Raw genomic sequence first — 26,375 nt, 5'->3', positions numbered from 1 at the left:
TATACTGGTATGATTACATCTGTTCCCGGTGAATGACGCGGAATTCCTTCGGGGACATGCCGAACCGGGAACGGAATACCCGATGAAAATAGGTATAGTTGTTAAAGCCGGAAGACTCAGACACTTGCTCCAGGGTCATTGGACTGAAAATAATTCGTTCCCTGGCCATATTCAGCCGTACGTCAAGCGTGTATTGCATGATGCTTTTGCCAAACGCTTCTTTGAAGAGATGAACGCCCCGTGAAACACTGATGCCAATATGTGTTGCCACATCATCGAGCTTGAATAAAGAGGAAGCGTTTTCTTCAATGTAGTTTTTGATCTCATAAGCCACATAATTGGTGTTGGTTATCGTTGGATGCTCCGCGAGCAGACGATCCACTTCGAGACATAAAATTCGCATATAATAACTTGAAATTTCCGGATAAGGATTGGAGATGCGGCGCTGCTCCAGTACGAGCTGTCGAAACAGGACCAAGAGACTTTCCGTCAGTTCGACTTTGATTCGGGTCGGCCGTTTGTGACGTTTCCACCACTCATCCACCCAGGAACCATTAAAGAAGATGTGATAGTCACCACTCTCCACTAGTCGTTCTCCCATCGGATTGGTTTCATTGTCTATTCTCAGCTCATAGGGTTCGTCAGGATCAAAAAGAAGCAGATCGCCCGCATCCACCAGGGACATGTCCCCGTCTATGCGTGCACGGCAACGTCCGTCTGTTTGCAGTCTTAACAGGTAGTTCTTCACCCCTTCAGGCTGCACCATAGCGTAGGGTTTACGATGAAATGAAAAGCCTGCTGTAAGAACTTGGCAGGTTTGATCTGTCGGCATGGGCATACTCCTTGCAATTTGAAAATTATGACCAGATAGTTCATGTTTCAATCATATTATTCATTTTAATTGAAGCTGAAACGGAATACCATAGTATTAGATTTAAGGAACAGGAAACATCCAACAAAACATATGTATCTCAACCATTCAAACGCAGATTTTCACCATGCGTAAGGAGATGAACATCACAGTGGAGAAAATGAAAGCAGGCATCATCGGGTGTGGTAACATCAGCGCCATCTACTTGGAAAATCTTAAAAACAACCCGGTCATTGAAGTCGTGGCTGTTGCGGATTTGATTCGTGAACGCGCTCAGGAACGGGCAGATGAATTTAATATCGCAAACGTTTACAATGTAGATGAGTTGCTGCAAAATAACGAAATTGAACTTGTGTTGAACCTTACGGTTCCTGGCAGTCATGCCATGACCGATCTGGCTGCACTCGAAGCAGGCAAACATGTGTATGCCGAGAAGCCGCTGGCCATTTCTCTTGAGGATGGTCGCAAAGTTGTTGAGTTGGCTGAGGAAAAGGGATTGTATGTTGGTTCTGCACCGGATACCTTCCTTGGTTCAGGCATACAGACAGCTCGTAAAGCCATTGAGGATGGGCTGATTGGCAAGCCGGTTGCAGCGACTTCATTCTTCATGGGTGGAGGACCAGAAGCTTGGCATCCTAATCCGGAGTTCTTTTATGTTGCAGGTGGCGGACCGATGTTTGATATGGGACCTTACTACCTGACCGCTCTGATTACGTTGCTTGGACCGATACGCAGAATCAGTGCCTCGGCAGGCATACAGATTGCAGATCGCAAGATTGGCTCCGGACCGAAGGAAGGTACAGCGCTGCAAGTAGAGACGCCTACTCACTTGGCAGGAACCATTGATTTCGCAGAAGGCGCCATTGCAACCATGATCACCAGTTTCGATATTCGCGGAGCTTCGGATCTGCCACGTATTGAAATCTATGGTACAGAAGGTACGCTTAGTGTACCGGACCCCAATTATTTTAACGGGGAAGTGAAGGTTCGCAGATACGGTCAAGACACTTGGGAGACGGTCAAACCAGTCTTCGAAAGTGGACAAAACGAACGAGGCATCGGCGTAACCGAAATGGTTGAATCCATTCGTGCCGGACGGGAACACAAAGCCAGTGACAAGCTAGCTTATCACGTACTGGAAGCCATGCATTCATTCCAGCGTTCTTCACTTGAAGGCAAGCACATACATCTGGAGAGCAGCTATGATTCTTTTGCAGTAACTCGCACAGTTCAAACTGAGATTGAAACCGTGGAATCCCACTAGTCTGAGTAATAAGTGTTCGAAGCTTGATGCTCTTACGAGTGAAGCAGAATAACCAGTATTCTTACGTTCAATTTCAGGATAGAAACACTCTCGATTTTCCACACTAATCAAACAGGCATGTGATCTGAACGGTAATGGTATACAGTTCAATATTCATGAATTCAGCAATCATACGATATCTAATCCAGGGAGGAATCGCACTTGAAACTCGGCGTATTTTTGGTACTATTCGGAGGACGTAAATTGGAGGATGCTCTTGATTATGTAGCATCCAAGGGATTAAAAGCAGTAGAGATCGGAACAGGCGGACATCCAGGCAATGCACATTGTAAGCCAGATGAGTTGTTAAGCAATCCTACAGCATTGAAAAACTTCAAAAATGCAGTGGAATCACGTGGTTTGACGATCAGTGCACTCAGCTGTCACGGTAACCCGCTACATCCACAAAAGGATATTGCCAAAGGATTTCACGATGATTTTGTTAAATCGGTAGAACTGGCTGAGAAGCTGGAAGTACCTGTAGTGAATACATTCTCCGGTTGTCCGGGAGACCATGAGGATGCCAAATATCCGAACTGGCCTGTTGCACCATGGCCAAATGACTTCCAGGAGATCCTGAAGTGGCAGTGGGAGAACAAAGTGATCCCTTACTGGACAGAGTGGGGTAAATTTGCAGCAGATCGTAACGTAAAAGTTGGATTGGAGCTGCACGGTGGATTCTCCGTTCATACACCAGCAACCTTGCTGAGACTGCGTGAAGCAGCAGGTGAAGTGATCGGAGCCAATCTGGACCCAAGTCACATGTGGTGGCAAGGTATTGATCCGGTTCAGGCAATTCACATCTTGGGACGTGAAGGAGCTATCCATCACTTCCATGCCAAAGATACAACGATTGATCCGGTAAACGTGAACAAACACGGTGTAACGGATATGCAGGACTATACCAATATGCTGGATCGGGCTTGGCAGTTCCGCTCGGTTGGTTATGGACATGATAACAAGACATGGGCAGACATTATGAGTGCCTTGCGTCTGGTCGGATATGATTATGTAGTAAGTATTGAGCACGAAGACGGTCTGATGTCGGTTGAAGAAGGATTCTCTAAAGCCGTGCAAAATCTCCAGCAAGTATTAATCGAAGAACCGCTGGGCGATATGTGGTGGGTTTAGAGCTACACTAGGGGGAAATTGAATATGATCAACGTCACCATTTGGAATGAATTTGTCCATGAGAAAATTCACGATGAAGTAAGGGAAGTCTACCCGGATGGTCTGCATCGAGCACTGGCTGACGGACTTGGCGGCGAAGGCTTTGCTATTCGTACAGCTACACTGGATCAGCCTGAACACGGATTAAGTGATGAAGTGCTGAATTCCACAGATGTGCTCATATGGTGGGGACATATGGCACATGATCGCGTAAGCGATGAGATCTCACAGAAGGTTGCGCAGCGAGTGCTGAACGGCATGGGGATGATTGTGCTCCATTCAGGTCATTTCTCCAAACCATTCAAAGCCCTGATGGGAACCAGCTGCGATCTGAAGTGGCGTGTAGCTGACGAGCAGGAAATTGTATGGTGTGTTAACCCATCTCATCCGATTGCGGATGGCATCGAAGGCAAGATTGTATTGGAAAAAGAAGAAATGTACGGCGAATTCTTCGATATTCCAGTACCAGATGAACTGGTGTTTGTAAGTAACTTCCAGGGTGGGGAAGTATTCCGGAGCGGATGTACGTTCCGGCGTGGTGAAGGTAAAATCTTCTATTTCCGACCAGGTCATGAGACGTATCCGACCTATTACAAGCCGGAAATATTAAGAGTGATCAGCAACGCTGTGAAATGGGCATATCCTGCCCGCAGCTTTAAGCCGGAATTTGGCAAGAGCGAACCTGTAAGACCATTTGGTGGCGTGCTGGTCTAATTCACTAACTCAATCGTGTAATGGAAATTATAAGTTTTATTCAAAAAGAACCCTTCTCCGAGTCATTGATGACTGTGGCAGCTGGGTTCTTTTTGGGTAAGATAGTACTATGGGGAAGTTATACGATATTTCCCATGGTGACGACGTAGCGTGTAATGTATACTGGGATGTATGATCCATTTTGGATGATATGCTTCTAAAATTTAAACTTTTTAGTTGCAGGCGTTTTCTTTGAAGCTTAAATATGTTATTATGAAATATACTAACAAAATGTAAGTTGATTTGAGTGATCTCTAAAGAGGTGATTAATGTGGAAGGTCAAGACTTGCGGATGTGTCCGCGTTTTGAGACGGCGTTTTCTTTTTTGGGCAAGCGCTGGAATGGTTTAATTATTCAAACATTGATGAGTGGTTCGAAGCGATTCAAGGATATCTCCAATCTGATTCCATCCATGAGTGATAAGATGTTATCCGAACGGATGAAAGATCTGGAGAGTGAAGGTATTCTGGTTCGTCACGTCTATCCCGAGACGCCAGTTCGTATTGAATATGAACTGACGGATAAAGGTAGAGCGCTCCAGCCTGTCATGAATCAAATTCAAGACTGGGCTGAGCAGTGGGTTGACTAACGCATAAGCATCACCCACTTTCGTTGCATGAGTGACATAGACTCCTGATTTCCGTGGAAATCAGGGGTTTTTGTCTTAAGTATTATGTTGATCGGCGTTTTTCTCTTGGGCTATGCACATGTTGTCATGAGTTGTAGTATAATCTATAGAAAATGGCCACAGACGGCCGGAGCGAAGGAGGCCCACTTGTCATGAGAGAAGAAAGCTTATCCCGTAAAGTACGCTACGGCAAAAAAGATATTGCGGAACTTGAGAGCGCATCCATTCAGGTACATCTAATCTACAAAAAAGCTGCGGAGTTGTTTAAGCGCACAGCATATTCGCGTTCGGTTAAAGATGATTTTGCCGAAGTGAATACGCATTCTGTGAACAGCGATGGTCCGAAATTAGCTCCGGCGGTGCTGCAAAAATGGATTCAAACGTCCAGGGGCTGGAAGTGTATCGGATGTGAGCTGGGACAACCTGATTCAACGATGTCTCAGATGGAAGAAACAATCCATGGAAAGCAATTGGTTCTGGATGTGGGAGAAGGTCGATTGGTTCAGGCAGAAATGCTGATTCAGGCGGTTGTCTGGTCTCAATATGAGAAGATTCGAATGTTTGCACCATGGCTTGGTGATGAACCCTTTTATAGCGTGCAGGAACTGGATGTCATTGCCCGTTATATTGTGCCTACCTATTTCTCGGAACGGCCTTTGCATGAGCAAGGCAAGGTATTCAAGGTACATCAACAATATGGTCAGATTCCGTTGTATCAGGAGTATGTAGATGCACCTACATTTTGCGTACAGGTGGATGGTGGATTGCTTGAAGGGCGATTGCTGACAGGTGTATATGTATCTGAGGAGCAGTTCTTCGGGCTTAATCCATATCTGAAAGATGGCGATGGAGGACGGACATACATGCAGGCTAGTGTCCAATGATAACGTAACCAATGAGAACATAAAAATGATATAGATTGGAGAGCCTGTGTGCAGGCTCTCTTTCTTGTACAAGCCTTATTTGGAGGCGGTACCCTATAAAAGTAACGGCTTTGACACTTTTTTTTGCCGAAAGTTGTGCCATAATAGAGGTTATGGACAACAGGGTGAATGATTTTACGCAGGGTGGTGTTACCTACATGATGAAGAAAATCCCCGGTTACATAGGTGTATGTTTGCTCCTACTGGCGATCTTGGCTGGTTGTAGTGAGACACAGCCTTCTGAGCAGCCAATTGTCAAGGAGACAGAAACAGCGAATACAATCACAGTGGCTGTAGATGGCAGTACGTTTTTGCCTGATGCAACAAAGTCCATTAAGCGAGATTTTAGTGAGGGTTTGACACTCAAAAAAGCATTACTCAATAGCGGACTGGTTGATTTTACGGCAGATGGCAAGCGGATTCAATCCGTCGGTGAAGTTTCTCTGGATTCTTCGCTTAGCTGGGCTGTCAAATTGAATGGCAAGGATATTGAACAGGAAGATTGGGACATGGAACTTCATGCCAAAGATGAAGTGATCATTTACGTGAAAGCCGCTGACAGTGGGGGGGATGGCGTTGCATATCAGACAACGTTACTCAAGGTTAGCGGTGGAAACATTATGCCAACCCTTAATCGTCAATATGCCGGCGTCTACGTTCAGGAGTGCACAGTTCGTGATGTGTTGAAGTCGAGCGGCATTGTAAGAATGTCGGAGAATAACAAATTTGTCGTTTCGGTCGAGAATGTCACGCCTCGTATGAATGAGCGGTGGGTCATTATGGTGAATGACAAAGAATTAATGGAAAATGGTCTGGACATGAAATTGAATCCACGTGATGCGGTAAAGCTTGAATTGACCAATGCATCCTAAGTATACCAAGAAGCCCAATCTCTTTTTAGAGAACTGGGCTTTTTTTCATTAAATATATATAAGCAATATCCGATTATCATAGTCAAATGTTAAATACGACAGATCTCGTTCGGGCAAAGCTCACAGTGACAGATTCCTTGCAGCATCTTCAGATCTTTGATGACAATCATGCCATTGTCATATTCAATCCCATCTTTCTTACGCAGATCGCTTAACATGCGGTTTACACTTTCACGAGTGGCTCCAATCATATTGGACAGGTCCGTATGGGTAATTTTTTTGTGAATAATGACATGCTCTCCATGAGGCTCACCATACGAATTCGACAACCGAATGAGGGTGGAGCAAAGTGCACCCGGTTTGCCATATAACATGAGATCCCGGAATTTGGTCTGTGTCAACCGGTGGTGGATGCCCATCCATTTCATAAAATCGATCGCGAAGTCACAATGCTGGCAGATTAACATTTCCAGGTCTTTATGTTCCAGTACACCGATCTCACTGTCCTCCAATACTTCCGCTGAGAAGCTGTGTTTAGAGCCAAAGAAGGGATCAGCCTGCCCAATCATATCACCGGATTGATACATGTACATGATCAGTTCCTTGCCTTCATCCGTGGATTTGGTGATCTGGGCACGGCCCCGTTTCATATAATAAAGTTTGTCAGAGATGTCGCCTTCCCAGTACAGATGTGTACCTTCCGGATAGGTTCTATCTTTCATGGTAACCAGCAGATGGTTGAAATTTGCTTCCGAGAAACAGTTAGTATTACCGCGCTTTTCCAGTACAGTTGTTAGTTCTCTCATAAGTCTATCTCCCCTTTATGTCCATCGGACGACCTTCTGTAGTAAGCAGTAGCCTCCGAGGTTCGCCGCAAACCGTTGCCGTCCTGATCAGGGTCATCTCGGCCGGGAGGAAGGACGGTACAAATTGCGGTGGTTCAATTTTTAAGTTCAGTATATACCTAATCTTACCGTTTGAGGGGGAAGGAAAGGGGGCAAAAATGACGAAATTTCAAACATTGTGATAAAATTCACTTTTAATGGAGAGGATGAATTTTACAGCTCTATATTTTAAATAGGAAGTGAAAATGGTCGTATGAAGGACACTACAAAACTTAAATTAAATTTGTTATACTTTGTGAAAAAAATCACATAATTAAGTTTATTGTCATGTTACGATGTGAATGTAAACGAGAGAGACAAACTAATACGAACCTTTAGGAGGATGAGGGAGATGGCTGTAAAGAACGAAGTCGCCCCAGCAAAAGAACCGACAGCAGGTCAGTATATTCAAACGTTAATCGACAAAGCGAATAAAGCACACGCCGCATTCATGAAGATGGACCAGAAGCAGATTGACCGGATTGTGCAAGCAATGGCGCTTGCGGGTCTGGATAAACACATGATGCTCGCCAAGATGGCCGTAGAAGAAACAGGCCGCGGAGTATATGAGGATAAAATCACCAAAAATATATTTGCAACAGAATATGTGTACCACAGTATCAAGTACGATAAAACCGTAGGTGTGATTGAAGATAACGAGTATGAAAGCTTCCAAAAAATTGCGGAGCCGGTCGGCATCATCATGGGTATTACACCAGTTACCAACCCAACATCAACGACGATGTTTAAAGCATTGATTTCCATCAAGACGCGTAACCCGATCATCTTTGGTTTTCACCCATCTGCACAGAATTGTAGCCGGGAAGCTGCCAAAATCCTGCTGGAAGCGGCTGTGAAACATGGTGCACCAGCAGATTGTATCCAGTGGATTGATGATCCTTCCATGGATCGTACAAACGAACTGATGAATCACAATGATGTGGCTCTCATTCTGGCAACAGGCGGATCAGGCATGGTACGTGCAGCGTACAGCTGTGGTAAACCTGCACTGGGCGTAGGACCGGGTAACGTACCTTGCTTTATCGAGAAAAGCGCGGATATCAATCAGGCAGTAACGGATTTGATCCTGTCCAAGTCTTTCGATAACGGCATGATCTGTGCTTCCGAGCAAGCGGTCATCATTGAAGAACCGATCTTTGATCAAGTGAAGAAAAAAATGATTGCAAATGGCTGTTACTTTGTTAACAAAGATGAAGCAGCAAAATTGACAGCAGGTGCGATTAATACCGAGAAATGTGCGGTGAACCCGGCGATTGTTGGTCAATCTGCGGTAAGCATTGCGAAATTGTGCGGTATTGAAGTTCCAGCAGGCACCAAAATTCTCGTGGCCGAGATTGAAGGGGTAGGTACCAAATTCCCATTGTCGGCTGAGAAATTAAGCCCGGTACTGGCTTGTTACAAAGTTAAAACGGCAGCAGAGGGCATTGAACGTGCAGCAGAAGTGGTTGCTTTTGGCGGCATGGGTCACTCCTCGGTTATCCACTCCACAAATGAAGAAGTGATCGGCAAATTCGCAGATCGTCTGCAAACTGGACGGATTATTGTGAACTCACCATCCACACATGGTGCCATCGGGGATATCTACAACACAAACATGCCGTCATTGACACTGGGATGCGGATCATACGGACGTAACTCGACTTCTTCCAACGTAACCGCTGTGAACTTAATCAATGTGAAAAGGGTGGCTCGCCGTACCGTGAATATGCAATGGTTCAAAGTGCCGAACAAAGTCTACTTCGAAAAAGGGGCAACGCAGTATCTTGCCAAAATGCCTGACATCACACGTGTGGCGATTATTACGGATGCCATGATGGTGAAGCTTGGATATGTTGAAAAGGTAGAACACTATCTGCGTCAACGCCAAATGCCAGTAGCGATCGAAGTGTTCTCCGATGTTGAGCCAGATCCATCCACAACAACGGTCGATCGCGGAACCGAAATGATGCGCCGCTTCCAACCAGACTGCATTATCGCACTCGGCGGTGGATCACCGATGGATGCTGCCAAAGCCATGTGGTTGTTCTATGAATACCCAGACACGGACTTCAACGACCTGAAACAAAAATTCATGGATATCCGCAAACGGATCTACAAATATCCACGTCTCGGCGTAAAAGCGAAATTTGTAGCGATCCCAACCACATCCGGTACAGGTTCTGAAGTGACATCGTTCGCGGTTATCACAGATAAAAATCAAGGTAACACCAAATATCCATTGGCCGACTATGAGCTGACTCCAGACGTAGCGATTGTCGATCCGGAGTTTGTATACTCCCTGCCTAGAACAGCGGTTGCCGATACAGGTATGGACGTACTGACGCATGCGATTGAAGCTTATGTATCTGTTATGGCAAATGATTACACGGATGGACTTGCGATCAAAGCAATCCAACTGGTGTTCCAATACCTGGAGCAATCTGCGCTGCAAGGCGATAAACTGGCACGTGAGAAAATGCATAATGCTTCCACAATTGCAGGTATGGCGTTTGCCAACGCATTCCTGGGCATTAACCACAGCTTGGCGCACAAATGGGGCGGTCAGTATCACACCGCACACGGACGCACCAATGCCATTCTGATGCCACACGTCATTCGTTACAACGCGAAAAAACCGACCAAATTTGCATCGTTCCCGAAATATTCGCACTTTGTAGCGGATGAGCGGTATGCCGAAATTGCCCGCATCTTGGGATTGCCTGCTCGTACAACAGAAGAAGGCGTAACCAGTCTCATCAATGCCATTCGCAAACTGAACAAAACATTGGGTATTGAAGAATCGTTCCAGGAAATCGGATTTGATGCCAAAGACTTTGAAGCACATGTCGATTATCTGGCAGACCGTGCCTTCGAAGACCAATGTACAACTGCCAATCCGAAGTTGCCGCTGGTTACTGAACTGGCTGATGTATACCGCAACGCTTTCTACGGAAAATTTGAATAATAAATCTAGAACGAAGCGTGCCTTACGGTAAGAAGATCAGGGTTCCCCGAGAGGGGAGCCCTGATTGCCGTCTTTCACACAATAACGGAGTGGGCAGAAAAACAGAAGAGCGAAGCACCTGTTTTTCAGGATTTAATCTAAGATTTGATTTGCTCCGAGCATAGAGGAGCAAAAGGGTTCTAGAGAGGTTACACGGAATCCGTGATGTGGCTGTTTGAGCCAGATGTTCACACATTAACGGAGTGGGCAGAAAAACAGAAGAGCGAGCATCTGTTTTTCAGGGTTTATTCTAAGGTTTGGTTTGCTCCGAGCATAGAGGAGCAAAGGGTTCTAGAGAGGTTACACGGAATCCGTGATGTGGCTGTTTGAGCCAGATGTTCACACATTAACGGAGTGGGCAGAAAAACAGAAGAGCGAGCATCTGTTTTTCAGGGTTTATTCTAAGGTTTGGTTTGCTCCGAGCATAGAGGAGCAAAGGGTTCTAGAGAGGTTACACGGAATCCGTGATGTGGCTGTTTGAGCCAGATGTTCACACATTAACGGAGTGGGCAGAAAAACAGAAGAGCGAGCATCTGTTTTTCAGGATTTATTCTAAGATTTGATTTGCTCCGAGCATAGAGGAGCAACGGGTTCTAGAGAGGTTACACGGAATCCGTGACGTGGCTGTTTGAGCCAGATGTTCACACAATAACGGAGTGGGCAGAAAAACAGAAGAGCGAGCATCTGTTTTTCAGGATTTAATCTAAGATTTGATTTGCTCCGAGCATAGAGGAGCAAAAGGGTTCTAGAGAGGTTACACGGAATCCGTGACGTGGCTGTTTGAGCCAGATGTTCACACAATAACGGAGTGGGCAGAAAAACAGAAGAGCGAGCATCTGTTTTTCAGGATTTAATCTAAGATTTGATTTGCTCCGAGCATAGAGGAGCAAAAGGGTTCTAGAGAGGTTACACGGAATCCGTGACGTGGCTGTTTGAGCCAGATGTTCACACAATAACGGAGTGGGCAGAAAAACAGAAGAGCGAGCATCTGTTTTTCAGGATTTAATCTAAGATTTGGTTTGCTCCGAGCATAGAGGAGCAAAAGGGTTCTAGAGAGGTTACACGGAATCCGTGACGTGGCTGTTTGAGCCAGATGTTCACACAATAACGGAGTGGGCAGAAAAACAGAAGAGCGAGCATCTGTTTTTCAGGATTTAATCTAAGATTTGGTTTGCTCCGAGCATAGAGGAGCAAAAGGGTTCTAGAGAGGTTACACGGAATCCGTGATGTGGCTGTTTGAGCCAGATGTTCACACAATAACGGAGTGGGCAGAAAAAACTGAAGAAGCGGAGCGTTCGCCTTTATCCCCGGATTTTACCCTTTGAAAAATAAAATTGAAAAAATCCGGGGATAACAGCGATCGGAAGTTGTTCTGCCCGCGCAGTGGCTAAGTGTGAATTTACAGGGGTCAATGGGACAAAGCGCAGGTGGAGTGAGTTAGTTCACTGGCTTTGTGACAAAAATCACAGATGATGAAAGCCCCAAGTCGTATACTGAAAATGTAAGAAAAACATTCATCCCGCGGTTCCGGTTCCCAAGTAGAGAGAACATGTTCCGGTTTATGTGAAACAATTCACATTAATCGCGGCTCTGGGCACACAATGCTACGAATGAAGCAAGATGTTATGTGTCCAGAAATCCAAATTAGTGGAGGGATTACGATGTCGGTGATTGAAAAAGATGTCAAACAACAAACAGGCTGGAGAAACTTTACCAAAGGAACATGGACCAAATCCGTAGATGTGAATGATTTTCTGGCACACAACTTGTCTCCGTATTACGGCGACGAAGCATTTCTCGCAGGTGCAACCCAGAATACCAAAGAATTATGGGAGATCGTATCTGATCTGACCAAAAAAGAACGGGATAACGGCGGTGTCCTTGACGTTGACGTGAACACACCAGGTACTATTATTTCTCACCAACCCGGTTATCTGGATCAATCCAAAGAGCAGATTGTCGGCGTTCAGACCGATGCTCCGTTCAAACGTTCCATTCAACCAACAGGCGGAATTCGCATGATGATTGACGCATGTGAGGCATATGGCTTTGAAATGCCACAGGGCGTCATTGATATATTTACAAACATTCGCAAAACACATAACCAAGGTGTATTCGATGCTTATACTTCCGACATGCGTGCAGCGCGTAAAGCAGGAATTATTACAGGTCTGCCAGATGCTTACGGCCGTGGCCGGATCATCGGTGACTATCGTCGTGTAGCTTTGTACGGGGTAGACTTCCTGATTCGTAACAAAAAAGGCGAACTGAATGCACTCGAAGTTGATGTTATTGATGAAGATGTCATTCGTCTGCGGGAAGAATTGTCTGAACAGATTCGTGCATTGCAAGAATTGAAACAATTGGGCGATATGCACGGGTTCGATATTTCCTTGCCAGCGACAACAGCAAAAGAAGCATTCCAATGGTTGTACTTCGGTTATCTGGCTGCGATCAAAGAACAGAACGGTGCTGCGATGTCACTCGGACGTGTATCTTCTTTCCTGGATATCTACATTGAACGTGACCTGCAAGAAGGGATTTTGTCCGAAGAACAGGCTCAGGAATTGGTTGACCATTTCGTAATGAAACTGCGGATCGTCAAATTCCTGCGTACACCGGATTACAACGAACTGTTCAGTGGAGATCCAACATGGGTGACTGAGTCCATCGGTGGTATGTCCGTGAATGGCGAAACACGCGTAACCAAAAACAGCTTCCGTTTCCTGCATACACTGCACAACTTGGGTCCTGCACCAGAACCAAACTTGACTGTTCTCTGGTCAACGAAACTTCCAGAAGCTTTCAAAGATTATTGCAGCAAAGTATCCATTGAAACAAGTTCAATTCAGTATGAGAATGATGATCTGATGCGTCCGATCTACGGTGACGATTACGGTATTGCTTGCTGTGTGTCGGCTATGAAGATCGGGAAACAAATGCAATTCTTCGGCGCTCGTGCCAACCTGGCAAAAGCTCTCCTGTATGCGATCAACGGTGGTCGTGACGAGAAATCCGGAGCACAAGTTGGACCTGAGTATCCTGCCATTACTAGCGAAGTGCTGGATTACAATGAGGTTATGAAACGCTTCAAACCAATGATGGAGTGGCTGGCTAAGCTGTATATGAACACCCTCAACGTCATTCACTACATGCACGATAAATACAGCTATGAGCGTATCGAAATGGCATTACATGACCGTGATATTGTACGTACGATGGCTTGTGGTATCGCTGGTCTGTCGGTTACAGCAGATTCACTGAGTGCGATCAAATATGCCAAAGTAAAACCAATTCGTAACGAACAAGGCATCGCTGTTGATTTCGAAATCGAAGGAGACTTCCCTTGTTACGGTAACAATGAAGACAGCGTAGACAGCATTGCTGTTGAACTGGTCGAGAACTTCATGGGCATGATTCGCAAACACAAAGCATACCGTAACGCAGTGCCAACGCAATCCGTTCTGACGATCACTTCCAACGTGGTATATGGTAAGAAAACAGGGACTACACCGGATGGTCGTAAAGCAGGTGAACCATTTGCTCCAGGTGCGAACCCAATGCATGGTCGTGATAAAAAAGGTGCACTGGCATCCCTTGGCTCTGTAGCCAAATTGCCTTATGAACACAGTCTTGACGGTATTTCCAATACCTTCTCCATCGTGCCAAAAGCACTGGGTAAAGAGGAGACTACACGTAAATCAAATCTGACTGCGATGATGGATGGTTACTTCGGTCAAAACGCTCATCACCTGAACGTTAACGTATTTGATCGTCAGCAATTGATTGATGCGATGGATCACCCGGAAAACTATCCACAACTGACTGTACGGGTATCCGGATATGCCGTTAACTTCATTAAACTGACTCGTGAACAACAGTTGGATGTCATCAACCGTACGTTCCATGGCTCGATGTAAGTAATTTGCAAGTAGAAGACCGCTAGAGCAAGGCATTCCAAATCATATTAAACGCACAGCGGATGCGGATACAGAAAGGAAGAGGCAGCATGGTTAACGGACATATTCATTCACTCGAAACTTTCGGGACGGTTGACGGCCCAGGCATCCGCTTTGTGCTTTTTATGCAAGGATGTCTACTCAAGTGTCAATATTGCCACAACCCTGATACATGGGCGCTGGATGGCGGAAAAGAAATGACGCTTGAGGAGGTACTGGCTGAAATTGAGCCTTACCTGTCTTACTACCGCAGCTCCGGAGGCGGGCTCACGATATCTGGTGGAGAACCAACGTTACAGGCTCACTTTGTAGCTGAAATCTTCAAGGAAGTGAAGCGGCGCTGGGGATTGCATACGACACTGGACAGCAACGGGTTTAACGAACCGGAACGGATTCACGATCTGTTGGATCACACGGACCTGGTTCTGTTGGACCTCAAGCACATTGATGATGAGAAACACATCAAGTTGACAGGCAAATCCAACGAGAGAACGTTGAAAACGGCCAAGTGGTTATCGGAGCAAGGTCGGAAAATGTGGATACGCCACGTATATGTTCCTGGCATTCATAACGAGGAAGAGGATTTGCTTAACCTCGGACGGTTTATTGGAACATTAAATGGCGTCGAGAAGTTCGAAATTCTTCCATACCATCAGATGGGGATCTACAAATGGGAGGCGCTCGGTAAAGTATATCCACTGGATGGAGTTCCTTCACCAAGTGAAGAAGAAGTGGAGCGGGCGTATCGCCTGATCGAACAAGGTCGCCAGGAAACAGCTGGCATGGCTTGTTCAGGTAAGTAACTACAGTTATATACAGGATCTATATAATTTGAACTAATTTTTTACACGAGAACGAAGAGGACAGAAATAAGCTGAAGAAGCGGAGCGTTCGCCTTTATCCCCAGATTTTCACCTTTGTAAAATTGAATTAAAAATAATCTGGGGATAACAGCGATCGGAAGGTTGTTCTGTCATCGGAGTGGCAAGTGTAATTATTTTTAAGTTCAACTTATATTTCAACCCAAGCAGTCCTTGCGAACATGTTTCGCAGGGGCTGTTTTTTGTCCAGTGAAGGATTTTATCCCTCCATTGATGAATTGTCATCCTTACGATGTAAGCTCCGGCTTTTTATAATCAGAGTGTAAAGCCAAACGCTCAATATCTTGAGGAGGGTCAACCAGATGAAAAAAAGAATGACATTACTGCTTTCATTATTGCTTATCACTTCATGGACTTTGGCGGGATGTGCAAGCTCAAGTAACGAGCCACAGCAAGGCGCAGGCAATACACCTGTGGAGGAAACAAGTAAGGAACCGGTTGAAATGCTTCTCCGCCACACACAGGTGGGAGCCGACAAACAGAAAAGACTGGCCATTCTGCAGGATGTTGTGGACAAAGTTGAGGGAGAGATACCCAATCTGACCTTTACGCTGGATGGCGTCGAATCCGATGTGAATCGTAAGGAAAAGCTTCGCGGAGAGATGGCGGCAGGTAACCCGCCGGATATATTTGAACTGTTCGGTAGCCCGGATTCCAAAGTTTATGCCAAGGAAAGTATGTTGCTTGATCTGACCCCAATCCTGCAAGAGCTGGGCATTCAAGACCAGTTTACATCCCTTGAACCGTTTACGTATGAAGGCAAAGTATATGGACTGCCGATTGGCGGTTCGGGCGAAGGTTTTTTCTATAATAAAGAGTACTTCGAACAAAAAGGATGGAAAGCCCCAACTACCATGGCTGAACTGGACAATATACTGGCTGAGATCAAGGCTGATGGCAAAGTGCCGCTTGCTTCCGCATCTAAGGCGGGCTGGGTGCCGCTTATGTTAACCAACCATCTGTGGTCCCGGTATGCCGGGCCGGAGATTACTGCAAAGTTTGCAACAGGTGAAGCGAAGTGGACCGATCCGGGTGTTGTGCAAGGTTTTGCCAAACATAAGGAATGGGTGGATAAGGGTTATTTCAAAAAAGGTGAGCTGGGCTTTGAGTATGCCGAATATACCACGCAATTTACAAGTGGAGAAGTGGTATTAATGTATGACGGAACATGGAAATCATCTGTATTTAAGGAAGGTCAGAGCGGTGAATCGCTCATTGGCAAGGTTGGATTCTTCAATATGCCTCCGGTAGAGAACGGAGCAGGTGATCAGACGTCTTTGATGCGGGATGTGAACAATGGATACGGATTCTCGGCAGCAGTGGCGGATGACCCGCAGAAGCTGGACGCAGTGAAAGCTTTTATCAAAAATTTCTACAATGAAGACATGCAGATCCGCGGCCTTGTGGAAGACGGTGTGTTGCCTGCCATGAAGCTGGACGAGAAAGTGCTGACCGATAGCATTACCGATGATCTGATGAAAGAAATTGTGGCTGTGCTTAATGCGTCCAAGACGTCGTTCCCAGCATTTGATGCACTCGTTCAGGCCGATGTGACAACAGAGATCAGTAATCTGCAAATCCAGAAGTTGATTGGTGGGCAGACCACACCAGAGAAAATGGCAGAAGAGTTGCAAAAGGTACAGGAAGAAGCAAACGCTTCAGTGGAATAAAGCAATTCAAGTTGAAACTGCGATCGTTGAAGTGACTGAAGGAGGCTGACTATGAATACTTCACTCCGCAGCCCGTTAATCTATACGTTGTTTGTAATGCCAGCCCTAATTCTGTTTGTAATGTTCTTTCTATACCCTATTGGTAGCTCCCTGTATTACAGTCTGACGAGTTGGAATGGGGTATCGGCTGAGCCACGTTTTGTGGGTTTATCCAATTATGTGAAGGCACTGACCGATGAACGTTTTTGGATTTCCACAAGGAATAACGGCTTTTTCATCGGATTTTCGGTACTGATTCAGGTACCCCTAATCGTCCTGTTTTCGCTTCTGATTGCCAATGTGAAAAGACTGAAAGGTCTTTATAAAACCGCTGTTTTTTTACCATCCATCATGTCGACAGCCGTTATCGGTATTTTATGGGGATTCATCTATGAGCCCAATATCGGACTATTAAACAAAATGCTTCATGTGCTGGGCATCGATCCCATCTACTGGTTATCGGATAACCGATTTGCCATGTTGTCCATCTTGGTGACCAATGCCTGGCAGTGGACGGGATTTTACATTGTCATGGTTCTGGCGGCCATACTGGCGATTCCACGTGATCTGGATGAAGCGGCTGCAATTGATGGGGCAACGGCAGTACAACGTGCAATGCGAATTACGTTGCCGCTGATCCGGCCGATCATTTCGGTGGTGATCATGTTGTCCATCGCAGGTGCCATGAAAGCAGCCGACATCGTGATTGTCATGACCAAAGGTGGGCCCGCTGGGTCCACTGAGGTTCTGGCGACATATATGATCAAATATGCAATTACCAACTTCAAATATGGTTATGGCAATACCATTGCAGTGCTGATCTTTGCTCTGACGCTTGTGCTCACTGCGGTGTATCAACTGCTGGTGGCGAGGCGGGGCGAGAAGGTGGAATATTGATGGCGAAAAGCATAAAAAGCAGTATACCTCATGTGTTGTTAATGTTGTATTTAATTGCGATTTTGTTTCCCTTTTTATTTGTAATTTTCTCTTCCTTCAAGCAGGATAACAATGAAATCGCCCTGAATCCGTTTGGTTTGCCTACAACATGGGAGTTTAACAATTACGTGGAGGCTTGGGTGAATGCCAAGATTGGCACGTATTTCTGGAACAGCCTGTACATTTCGGTTTTATCGTCGGCGTGTACGATTGTCCTCGGCGCCATGTTTGCTTTTGCCGTAACCCGGATGAGACACCGGAGATGGAGCCTGTTTCTGTACAGCCTGATTCTGGCGGGTATGCTTATTCCTAACAATGCACTTATGCTGCCGATTTATCTGCTTGTACGCAAAATGGGCATATTGGATACACATCTGGCATTGATCGTGCCCTATGTGGCCAATGCGATCCCCTTTACAATTATTATCCTGGCGGCTTTTATGCGTTCTCTGCCTGGGGAGATTGAGGAAGCGGCGGTCATGGACGGCTTGAGGGCCCCGGGTATCTTTGCTAAAATAGTGATACCTCTTACAGTTCCAGCCATTGTTACGGTTTTTATCGTTAATTTCCTCGGCAACTGGAACGAATTTTTACTCGCCAACTATTTTTTATCCACCGATAAATTGCGTACGCTGCCAGTGGGCATGGTCCAGTTTCGGGATCAATATCAGATGAACTATGCTCAGATGTCGGCAGGTATTGTATACAGCGTTGTACCTGTACTTGTGATCTACGCTATACTCCAGGAGAAAATTATAGAAGGAGTAACTGCAGGTGGTGTCAAAGGTTAATACCATGAACCAGTGAATAGGGAGAACGGGATATGAACTTGCGAATGAAGCTGGCTTTGGCATTTCTGCTGCTGATTATTGTACCGATGTGTGCGCTGGGCATTGGCATGTTTCTGGTCACATCACATACGATTGAGAAAAAATACAATCAACAGGCCGAATATGCGCTTCAGGCCATCAGCTACAATATCGAGAATGTATTTCAGCAGATTAATAATGTGACCGACAACGGGATAGCGACATCGGTTTTTCAAATGGCGTTGAATGCCAAAGATCCGACCAAGCAGGATCTGGGAACCGGTAATCAGTTATCCCTGAATGCCAGCCAGCGCAATTTCCGTTCCCTTCTATATAATTATCCGTTCATTAGTTATGCCTTTTTATATGATTTGCGTTCGTCCGAGAACAACCAGATTGTCTCCATTTTCACCAAAGAAAATTTTCAAGCCCTTCCTTTTCAGCAATTCAAAGTGCATCCCTTATTCAACGAAATTCAGCAACTTAATGGCGTGCCTAAATGGCTCGCACCTCTGGAATATCCCGAATTAACCGGGGTAGAGCCTGTCTTCACCCAGATCAGACTGGTCAAAGAACTCAGTTATTTTCAAAATATCGGCGTGCTTGTTGTTCAGATCAAAAAAGGAGAGATCGACCGGATCTTCCGTCACCTGCAAATCAGCGATTCGGCACAGGATACATCATTCCTGTTAATTAATGAAGAAGGGCTGATTGTCTATGATCCTGCAGGTATATATAACGGTGAGAACATGCAAAACCTTGGTGCTGAATCCAGCCGTTACGGTCCTGGCTTTAGTAGCGTCAGAACGGTCTTTGACGGCAAGGAGAGCATCATTTCACAATATCATCTGAAGAACTATAACTGGAGTCTCGTCAGTGTGACTTCATGGGAAGCCTTATCTGCGGAAACCAATGCCTTTGCAGGTTGGTCTGTCATCATTATTCTGTCATGTCTGCTCGCAGCGATGATCTTTAATCTTTTTTTCATGAATCGCATTACGGGTAACATTGCTGTACTTGTAAGGTTTATGCGTCGTGTGGATGATGGTGATTTTAATGCAAGGGTGGAAGGAAAAGGGTTCGATGAAATGCAGCTGCTTGCGCAAGGGTTCAATGAACTATTGGATCGGATCGGGGGATTATTCCGTCGTGTTCGTGCAGAGCAAGAGCAGAAGGCCCAAGCGGAACTACGTGTATTACAGGCCCAGATCAAACCTCATTTTCTGTTTAACACATTGGAATCCATTAATGGATTAGCGCTGCGTGGGGAGGGCCGTAAAGTAAGCGAGATGGTGACCAGACTTGGCAATATGCTTCGTATCAGCATTCAGGATCAGGAGGAGATTCCGCTGGGTGAGGAAATTAGGCATTTGCAGAGTTATCTGGAGATTCAACAGTACAGGTTCAGTGATTTGTTCACCTATGAGATTGACATTCCACCCCATCTATACAGCTCAATTCTGCTTAAGCTTACCCTTCAGCCTCTGGTGGAAAATAGCATTCAACATGGGTTTGAGGGGATCACCTATCCAGGTGTACTGCGGATAAGCGCATATGCAGAACGGGGTCATCTGGTGTTATGTGTTGAGGATAATGGGATCGGTATTCCCCAGGAAATGCTCGCACGATTTGAGTATATGGCAGAAGATCCACCGGAAGATATGCTCGCGGAAGGGGCGGAATCATTATCGTCCATAACGGAACGCAGGGGATTGGGATTACGAAGTGTGGCAGATCGAATTCGTATTCAATACGGGGCCGGGTATGGCATATTTATATGTTCAGCACCGGGGTATGGCACAGTTATTCGATGCATCATTCCATTATATGAGCAGGAGGAAGCCGGATGAATCTGACTGCAATGCTGGTCGACGATGAGCTGCCGATTCTGGAGAATCTGAACTACATTTTACCCTGGGAAGAGATGGGGATTGAAATCACAGGTACAGCGAGAAGTGGTGTAGAAGCGCTGGGGAAAGTAACAGAAAGTCATCCGGACATTCTCTTGTGTGATATTCGAATGCCGTCTATGGATGGATTGGAACTTATTCGTTTGCTGCGAGAGCAGGGTGAAACGTGTGAGATTATTTTGCTGACCGGGTATCAGCAGTTTGAATATGCTCGAACTGCTATCAAGTATAACGTACATGAATACATATGTAAGCCCATTGATTATTTGAATCTGGAACATAAACTGCGTGAACTTGCCGGACAGATCCAGAAGAGACGTCTGGAAAACGAATCGCAACGTTATCGCAGCCAAGAGATGGAAAGCTGGATCAGACACAAACAGTTGATTGACCTGTTGCGAGGAGAAGCACCGTTGAAGGTTGCCTATCCTGCCTCTGTTCCTGAATTCATAACAACTGCTACACCGTATACGTTGCTGCTGGTGGATGCGGTCGGTTATTTTCGCCATTCTATCGGCTGGTCCGAGCTTCAGCACCAACGATGGCATGAGACCTTAAGTTCCAGACTTAGGGAAGTAGCAGAGAGAATTGAGGGGGACTGTCAGATTCTTTCGACTCGCAAAGGGGAGTGGTGCATCTTGCTGGAGGCATCAGGTGAGTGGAAACGTCGCTCAGAGGAACTGGCCCATCAACTGTGTCTCGAATTAAATGCGATATTGTCCTTGGATTCAAGTGTGAAGGTCAGGGTTGTTCAGGGTGCTGTGCCCGTGAACCTGGAAAGTGAAATTCTGGAGCGATACCGGCATTGTCAAAAAATACTGATGTCCCATTCGGAGAGTGAAGACAAGGTGCTGAAGGCGAGTTGTCCCGAAACCACCTTATCGTATGATCATACGGCCTCCAAAGGGGCTAACTCATGGATTACAAGAGAAGATCTGGAGCTTGTTACTCGGTGGATTCGTCAAGGGAACAAGCAGGGGTTATGTGATGTATTGGAGCGGCTTAAACAGCAAATGGGGAATTCAGGACAATCCTTCAACAGGATAGATGAAACCAATCTTCGGTTTATGCTTGTACACATGCTTCGGGAACTGCGTGAAATACAGGCCCTCGCTGAAGAGCACGAAGTGAACTTTTGGAATGCACTGCAAGGAGCTGTATCCATGAGGGAACTCCTTGAACTTGCAGAGGTCGTTACCCATGCCTCTCAGGGCAAACAAACGCAACCACGTCCTTCTGTATCGGAACTGATCCTCTCTGCATGTGAGTATATGGACGCACGGCTGCAACAGGACTTGGGAATAGATGAAGTCTCAGATTGGCTTGGAATCAGCCCGGGATACTTTTGCCAGCTATTTAAAACCCAAATGGGTGTTACTTTTGTGGAATATATGACGCAGAAACGGATGGAAAGTGCCGCTTTATTGTTGAGTACAACCGAATGGAGCATAACAGCGATTGGGGAAGCAACAGGGTTCAAGGAGCGCCGTTACTTCTCCAAGGTGTTTCATAAACACTTTCACATGAAACCCTCAGAGTACAGGCAGAGTAAACAATTGGGTTTGTAGTACCAAGGGAAACGGGAGGAGAGGTCGAATGAAACCCTTGAATGATCTGACATTGGAGCAAAAGGTAGGACAATTGTTGATGTGTGGATTTCACAGTCAGCACGCAGATGAACAGATTACTCGTTTAATCCGTGACTATCACGTCGGGGGTGTCATTTATTTCCGGCGTAATGTCGAAAGTGTAGATCAATTGACACGGCTATCCGCCGAACTGCAAGAGATGTCTGCTGAAGCAGGGGCTCTACCACTCATGATTTCGGTGGACCAGGAAGGTGGCATGGTTGCACGGATTGACCAAGAGGGAATGACCCAAGTGCCGGGTAATATGGCGCTTGGTGCGACAGGCAATGCGGAATATACTCTGGAGTGTGCTCAAATTCTGGGTCGTGAGTTAAAAAACATCGGTATTGATATGAACCTTGCGCCAGTGGTCGACGTGAATAACAACCCGCTTAACCCGGTTATCGGTGTGCGTTCGTATGGTGAACATGCTGAAAGTGTGGCCGCTCATGGCGTAGCAGCCATCACCGGATATCAATCACAGGGCATAGCTGCTACTGCCAAACATTTTCCTGGACATGGAGATACCGCTGTAGATTCTCATCTTGGTATGGTTACGGTACCTCATGATCGAAACAGGCTGGAACAGATGGAGTTGTTACCGTTCCGTAAGGCGATTGAGGCCGGAGTTGATGCTATTATGACAGCTCATGTGATGTTCCCTTCGATTGAGCCCGAGCCCATTCCGGCTACGTTGTCACATAAGGTGTTAACGGGTCTGCTACGTGAGGAAATGGGTTTTGAAGGCATTATTATTACAGACTGTCTTGAAATGCATGCAATATCCAAACCCTATGGGGTAGCTGAAGCTGCTATTCGTGCTGTGGAGGCAGGAGCAGATCTGATTCTGGTGAGTCATACCTTGCAAGATCAGGTTGCTGCGCTGGAAGCCATTGTGGAAGCAGTTCGAACGGGCCGGATCTCGGAAGAGGTTATTCATCAGGCGGTTGAACGCATTATGACATGGAAAAAAAAGCGCTGTGGCCAGCAGAATGATCATCTGGTTTCGCCGAAAGCGAGTGAAACGGTCGAAGCAACCGATGTTGAACCTGTTGATTGCACTAAACCCACTGAGCCCAACGAATTGACGTTGTTCAAGATTGCTTCAAGCAGTATTACCATCGTTCATAATGATGGGCTGTTGCCGTTGGACCCAGAGAAGGGCGTATATGTCATCTGGCCTGAGGTTGTGCAACGGACAGAGGTGGATGAACCATGGTCCCATACAGAATCGTTGGGTATGGCGTTATCGCAGCTGCGAGGCAGAGTTCGTGAGCACAAAATTACTACTCAGCCCACTTATGATGAAACAGATCGGATATTGGCTGATGTGTCAGATAGTGAACAAGTTATCGTATGTACGTACACATCGGCAGGTCATCTTCCGAAAAGGCAACAGTTTTTGGTTGAAAAGCTTAGTAAAAATCATTCGCTGATTGTAATTGCTCTACGCAATCCATATGATCTGCTGGAGATCTCGAGGCCGGGTAGTTATGTATGTACATATGAGAATACACCTGCAGTTGTTCGGGTACTGTCCCATGTGTTAACCGGTGGACTGCAACCAACAGGAAGTCTACCTGTCCGTTTGCGCTAGAACTATTTAATCCTTACATCTCTCTGCGATATGGTGCTGATTGACCATCTCCTGGAGAGATTTTTTTGTTGGAATTTTCTATTGGTTAATTTTGGAATATGAATGCCAAAAAGATAATTGATAGATAACTATTTTCATAGTATTTTCCTTCTATTAAAAGTTTACAATTCTCCTCTTAACTTTTTAGCAACTTTTCCCGGTTCCAAGCGTCTAATAATATGACTTTTTGAGGGGGATATTTATAAAATGGGAGCAGAAGGAGCCAAAGACAAAGAATGAATTTGAAGAAGAAATTGTCCATACTTACCGCTTTTGCTGTGTTTCAGGCGTTTGCAGTGATTCCTGCCAATGCACAATCAGCAGATCAGAGCGATACTACATCAGTGAATACAGCCAAAGTTAAATCCGTGGAGGTTGTGAAGAAAGAACAGACCATTGCGGAATCCGAAGTGAAATCCGGAACAAACACTCCAACATCAAATAATGAAACAACTGAAGAAGTGAACCCTCCTGAGACAGATGTTCCTACAGGAACAGACGCGACTCCTGTTGAGCCGGTAATTGAACCTATGGACGAAGAAGGTACAGCTGAGGAAACACCAGCACCTGCACCAGTCGAAGTGGAGCAACCATCTACAGGCGGTTCATCTGTTGCTGGAGGCCGGGGTGGAGACCTCACTCTTTATATGAACAGTAATAAAATGATGCAAGATGGCAAAACATATCTTGCTGGACAGCCGATGGCTGTAAAAAATGGTGTATCCTATGTAGCGATCCGTGCTCTCGTTGATCGGGTTGGCTATGATGTTAAATATGATAACACAACTAAAGAAACGATCATTATTAGTGGTGAAGATGAGCTGCGTTTCAAAACAAACAGCAAGATCTATACCGTTAATGGTGTGTCCAGAACGATGAAGGGCGCGGCTTATCAACAAAAAAATACGTTCATGGTGCCGTTGACTTCAATTACACTGGCTCTGGACATTACGTATAAAGTAAACCAATCTGCCAAAACGGTTGTATTGAATCTGAGTACCAAACCGGTGGCAAGCTTCACGGTACAAAAAGAGGTTTTTGCCGGAGACCAGGTAACCTACACAACCAGATCTAGCTCTCCCAAGGGACTCAGCATTGTAGATGAGCGTTGGACAGGCCGTCAGGATTCATTCGACCAACCAGGTGTATACACAGTAACCTATGCGGTCCAGGATTCAAGTGGTCAATGGAGCGATCCGTATTCGGTTACGATTAAGGTTGAAAGACCAAATCTGCCACCTGTCGCGATGTTTACGACAGATAAAGAAGAATACAAAATGGGTGAGAAAATCACTTATATTGATCAAAGTACAGATGATGAGAACGCAATTGTAAAAACAGAATGGGATAACAATGCACTTGCATTCTTTGTTCCAGGACCGAAGACCGTAACGATTACAGTTACCGATAAACATGGTGCTAGCGATAGCTATACCAAGATGATCAATATTACGGGAGAAACACTTTATAGTGTGACTGACTTTAATCAATTGTTCACACCAGTCGGTGAGAAGTTCACTTTTGACGGTGGTGGAGTACCGGCATTGGAGAAAGTACCTTTCACTTATTATGATGAACCAAGTCTGTTGATCCGCAGTAACAGCCCTGAAACCGTGAATACGGAAGGTATTGTGTACAAGGAATCTTCCTTTGGACAGACACGTTTCATGATTCACCATGTGAACAACACGGGCAAAAGCGTAAAAATGTATGTTGTAGCGACAAATAACAATGCATACACGGCGTCCATTGACCAGCAAAACATGGGTTTTGCAGGACCGTCTCCTTTTGCAACGGTAGCTGGAAAGCTGTCCATTGACCGTTGGTTCCAGTCCATGCAGAATGGTACCGGACAAAAGAAAGTGTACATCCAGCCAGGAGAAAGCAAGCTGATTCTTAATGATCTGAGCGTTCTTCCGATGAAACAGGGACAAGTCATTTCCTTGTATTCGGATGTATTCAGTGACTATGAACTGGATTACAACATTATCATGATCGAAGAAAACAAGGACCCGATGGAAGTGTTATCGAGCCTGCCGGTTCTGGATCGTGATGGAGTTCACAACCGTGGTACCTATCCAAATGCAACACGGATCATTACGTATGATCAAGAAGTAGGGTCGAAACCTGCACGTCTTCCACTTGGAGACAATGCAAGTGATCCAAACCTTGTGGGAACGGACCCTATGGCTTTCACTGAAGCGTCCAACGCAGGTAACTTCGGTGTATTGTACAAAATTACATTGAATAATGTTGCTCCGCGCACGTTGATTTCATTCAACCCTCGTGGAGGCAGATATTCAGGTGTGGCACTCGTGAATGGACAGGTCGTTCAGATTTCCACAGGTAAATCTGTAACTGCACCTAATGAGCAAAGTGTTATGTATCGCACAGGTTCGTACGGCGAGAGTGTAACCATTCTCTTCTCGGCGGCACCAGGAAGTAACTTGCCTGTTAACCTGCTGTTCACGCCGCTTCCGGCTGAAAAGTAATAATATG

18 protein-coding genes are annotated in these 26,375 nt (G+C 45.7%); 16 read left to right on the top strand and 2 right to left on the bottom strand.

The window, feature by feature from the left end:
* Positions 1-13: 13 nt before the first annotated feature.
* A complete protein-coding gene (locus EL84_RS26255) occupies positions 14-832 on the bottom strand; it encodes an AraC family transcriptional regulator (protein WP_036674960.1) in 819 nt (272 codons plus the stop codon).
* Positions 833-1,022: 190 nt separating this feature from the next.
* Between EL84_RS26255 and EL84_RS26250 the strand changes: the two genes are divergently transcribed.
* The 6 genes from EL84_RS26250 (at position 1,023) to EL84_RS26225 (ending at position 6,520) form a co-directional block, all read left to right on the top strand.
* Entirely contained in the window at positions 1,023-2,135 is a 1,113-nt protein-coding gene (locus tag EL84_RS26250) for a Gfo/Idh/MocA family protein (protein ID WP_047843641.1), read from the top strand.
* A gap of 201 nt (positions 2,136-2,336) precedes the next feature.
* Positions 2,337-3,305, top strand: coding sequence for a sugar phosphate isomerase/epimerase family protein (locus EL84_RS26245; RefSeq protein ID WP_017687548.1), 969 nt, complete (start codon positions 2,337-2,339; stop codon positions 3,303-3,305).
* Between the two features lie 24 nt (positions 3,306-3,329).
* The gene (locus EL84_RS26240; protein WP_017687549.1) at positions 3,330-4,058 is read left to right on the top strand and encodes a ThuA domain-containing protein; all 729 of its coding nucleotides are present in this window, start codon (positions 3,330-3,332) and stop codon (positions 4,056-4,058) included.
* Positions 4,059-4,389: 331 nt separating this feature from the next.
* Complete coding sequence (locus tag EL84_RS26235) at positions 4,390-4,686, top strand: winged helix-turn-helix transcriptional regulator (RefSeq protein ID WP_074096966.1); 297 nt, start codon at positions 4,390-4,392, stop codon at positions 4,684-4,686.
* A 191-nt stretch (positions 4,687-4,877) separates the two neighbouring features.
* Positions 4,878-5,609 (top strand): hypothetical protein, encoded by a 732-nt coding sequence (locus EL84_RS26230; RefSeq protein WP_053061615.1) that lies wholly within the window; start codon positions 4,878-4,880, stop codon positions 5,607-5,609.
* Between the two features lie 197 nt (positions 5,610-5,806).
* On the top strand, positions 5,807-6,520 hold the full coding sequence (locus tag EL84_RS26225) for a hypothetical protein (protein WP_017687552.1): 714 nt from the start codon (positions 5,807-5,809) through the stop codon (positions 6,518-6,520).
* Positions 6,521-6,609: 89 nt separating this feature from the next.
* Here the strand turns inward: EL84_RS26225 and EL84_RS26220 are convergent, their stop codons facing one another.
* The gene (locus EL84_RS26220) at positions 6,610-7,326 is read right to left on the bottom strand and encodes a Crp/Fnr family transcriptional regulator (RefSeq protein ID WP_036614443.1); all 717 of its coding nucleotides are present in this window, start codon (positions 7,324-7,326) and stop codon (positions 6,610-6,612) included.
* A gap of 430 nt (positions 7,327-7,756) precedes the next feature.
* Between EL84_RS26220 and adhE the strand changes: the two genes are divergently transcribed.
* From adhE to EL84_RS26170, 10 genes are all read left to right on the top strand, one after another.
* The gene (adhE, locus tag EL84_RS26215; RefSeq protein WP_047843640.1) at positions 7,757-10,369 is read left to right on the top strand and encodes a bifunctional acetaldehyde-CoA/alcohol dehydrogenase; all 2,613 of its coding nucleotides are present in this window, start codon (positions 7,757-7,759) and stop codon (positions 10,367-10,369) included.
* A 1,700-nt stretch (positions 10,370-12,069) separates the two neighbouring features.
* Positions 12,070-14,328 carry a formate C-acetyltransferase gene (gene pflB / locus EL84_RS26210; protein ID WP_047843639.1) on the top strand — a complete coding sequence of 753 codons (2,259 nt, stop codon included), beginning with the start codon at positions 12,070-12,072 and terminating at the stop codon, positions 14,326-14,328.
* 89 nt (positions 14,329-14,417) lie between these two features.
* Positions 14,418-15,170, top strand: coding sequence for a pyruvate formate-lyase-activating protein (gene pflA / locus EL84_RS26205; RefSeq protein ID WP_036614436.1), 753 nt, complete (start codon positions 14,418-14,420; stop codon positions 15,168-15,170).
* A 380-nt stretch (positions 15,171-15,550) separates the two neighbouring features.
* Positions 15,551-16,918, top strand: a complete 1,368-nt coding sequence (locus EL84_RS26200) for an ABC transporter substrate-binding protein (protein WP_047843638.1) — start codon at positions 15,551-15,553, stop codon at positions 16,916-16,918.
* Positions 16,919-16,969: 51 nt separating this feature from the next.
* A complete protein-coding gene (locus tag EL84_RS26195; protein WP_036674966.1) occupies positions 16,970-17,854 on the top strand; it encodes a carbohydrate ABC transporter permease in 885 nt (294 codons plus the stop codon).
* A complete protein-coding gene (locus EL84_RS26190) occupies positions 17,854-18,684 on the top strand; it encodes a carbohydrate ABC transporter permease (RefSeq protein ID WP_036674968.1) in 831 nt (276 codons plus the stop codon). Before EL84_RS26195 ends, EL84_RS26190 begins: the two co-directional genes overlap by 1 nt.
* Before the next feature lie 32 nt (positions 18,685-18,716).
* The gene (locus tag EL84_RS26185; RefSeq protein ID WP_036674969.1) at positions 18,717-20,552 is read left to right on the top strand and encodes a sensor histidine kinase; all 1,836 of its coding nucleotides are present in this window, start codon (positions 18,717-18,719) and stop codon (positions 20,550-20,552) included.
* A complete protein-coding gene (locus EL84_RS26180) occupies positions 20,549-22,180 on the top strand; it encodes a response regulator (protein ID WP_047843637.1) in 1,632 nt (543 codons plus the stop codon). The genes EL84_RS26185 and EL84_RS26180 overlap by 4 nt, the downstream gene beginning before the upstream one ends.
* A 28-nt stretch (positions 22,181-22,208) precedes the next feature.
* Entirely contained in the window at positions 22,209-23,837 is a 1,629-nt protein-coding gene (gene nagZ, locus EL84_RS26175) for a beta-N-acetylhexosaminidase (RefSeq protein ID WP_047843636.1), read from the top strand.
* Positions 23,838-24,112: 275 nt separating this feature from the next.
* Complete coding sequence (locus EL84_RS26170; protein ID WP_047843635.1) at positions 24,113-26,368, top strand: stalk domain-containing protein; 2,256 nt, start codon at positions 24,113-24,115, stop codon at positions 26,366-26,368.
* Positions 26,369-26,375 lie beyond the last annotated feature (7 nt).

The sequence above is a fragment of the Paenibacillus sp. VT-400 genome (assembly GCF_001029205.1).
Lineage (GTDB): Bacteria > Bacillota > Bacilli > Paenibacillales > Paenibacillaceae > Paenibacillus > Paenibacillus amylolyticus.
The sequence above is the reverse complement of the archived record's forward strand: the minus strand, read 5'-3'. Positions and strand labels throughout refer to the sequence as shown.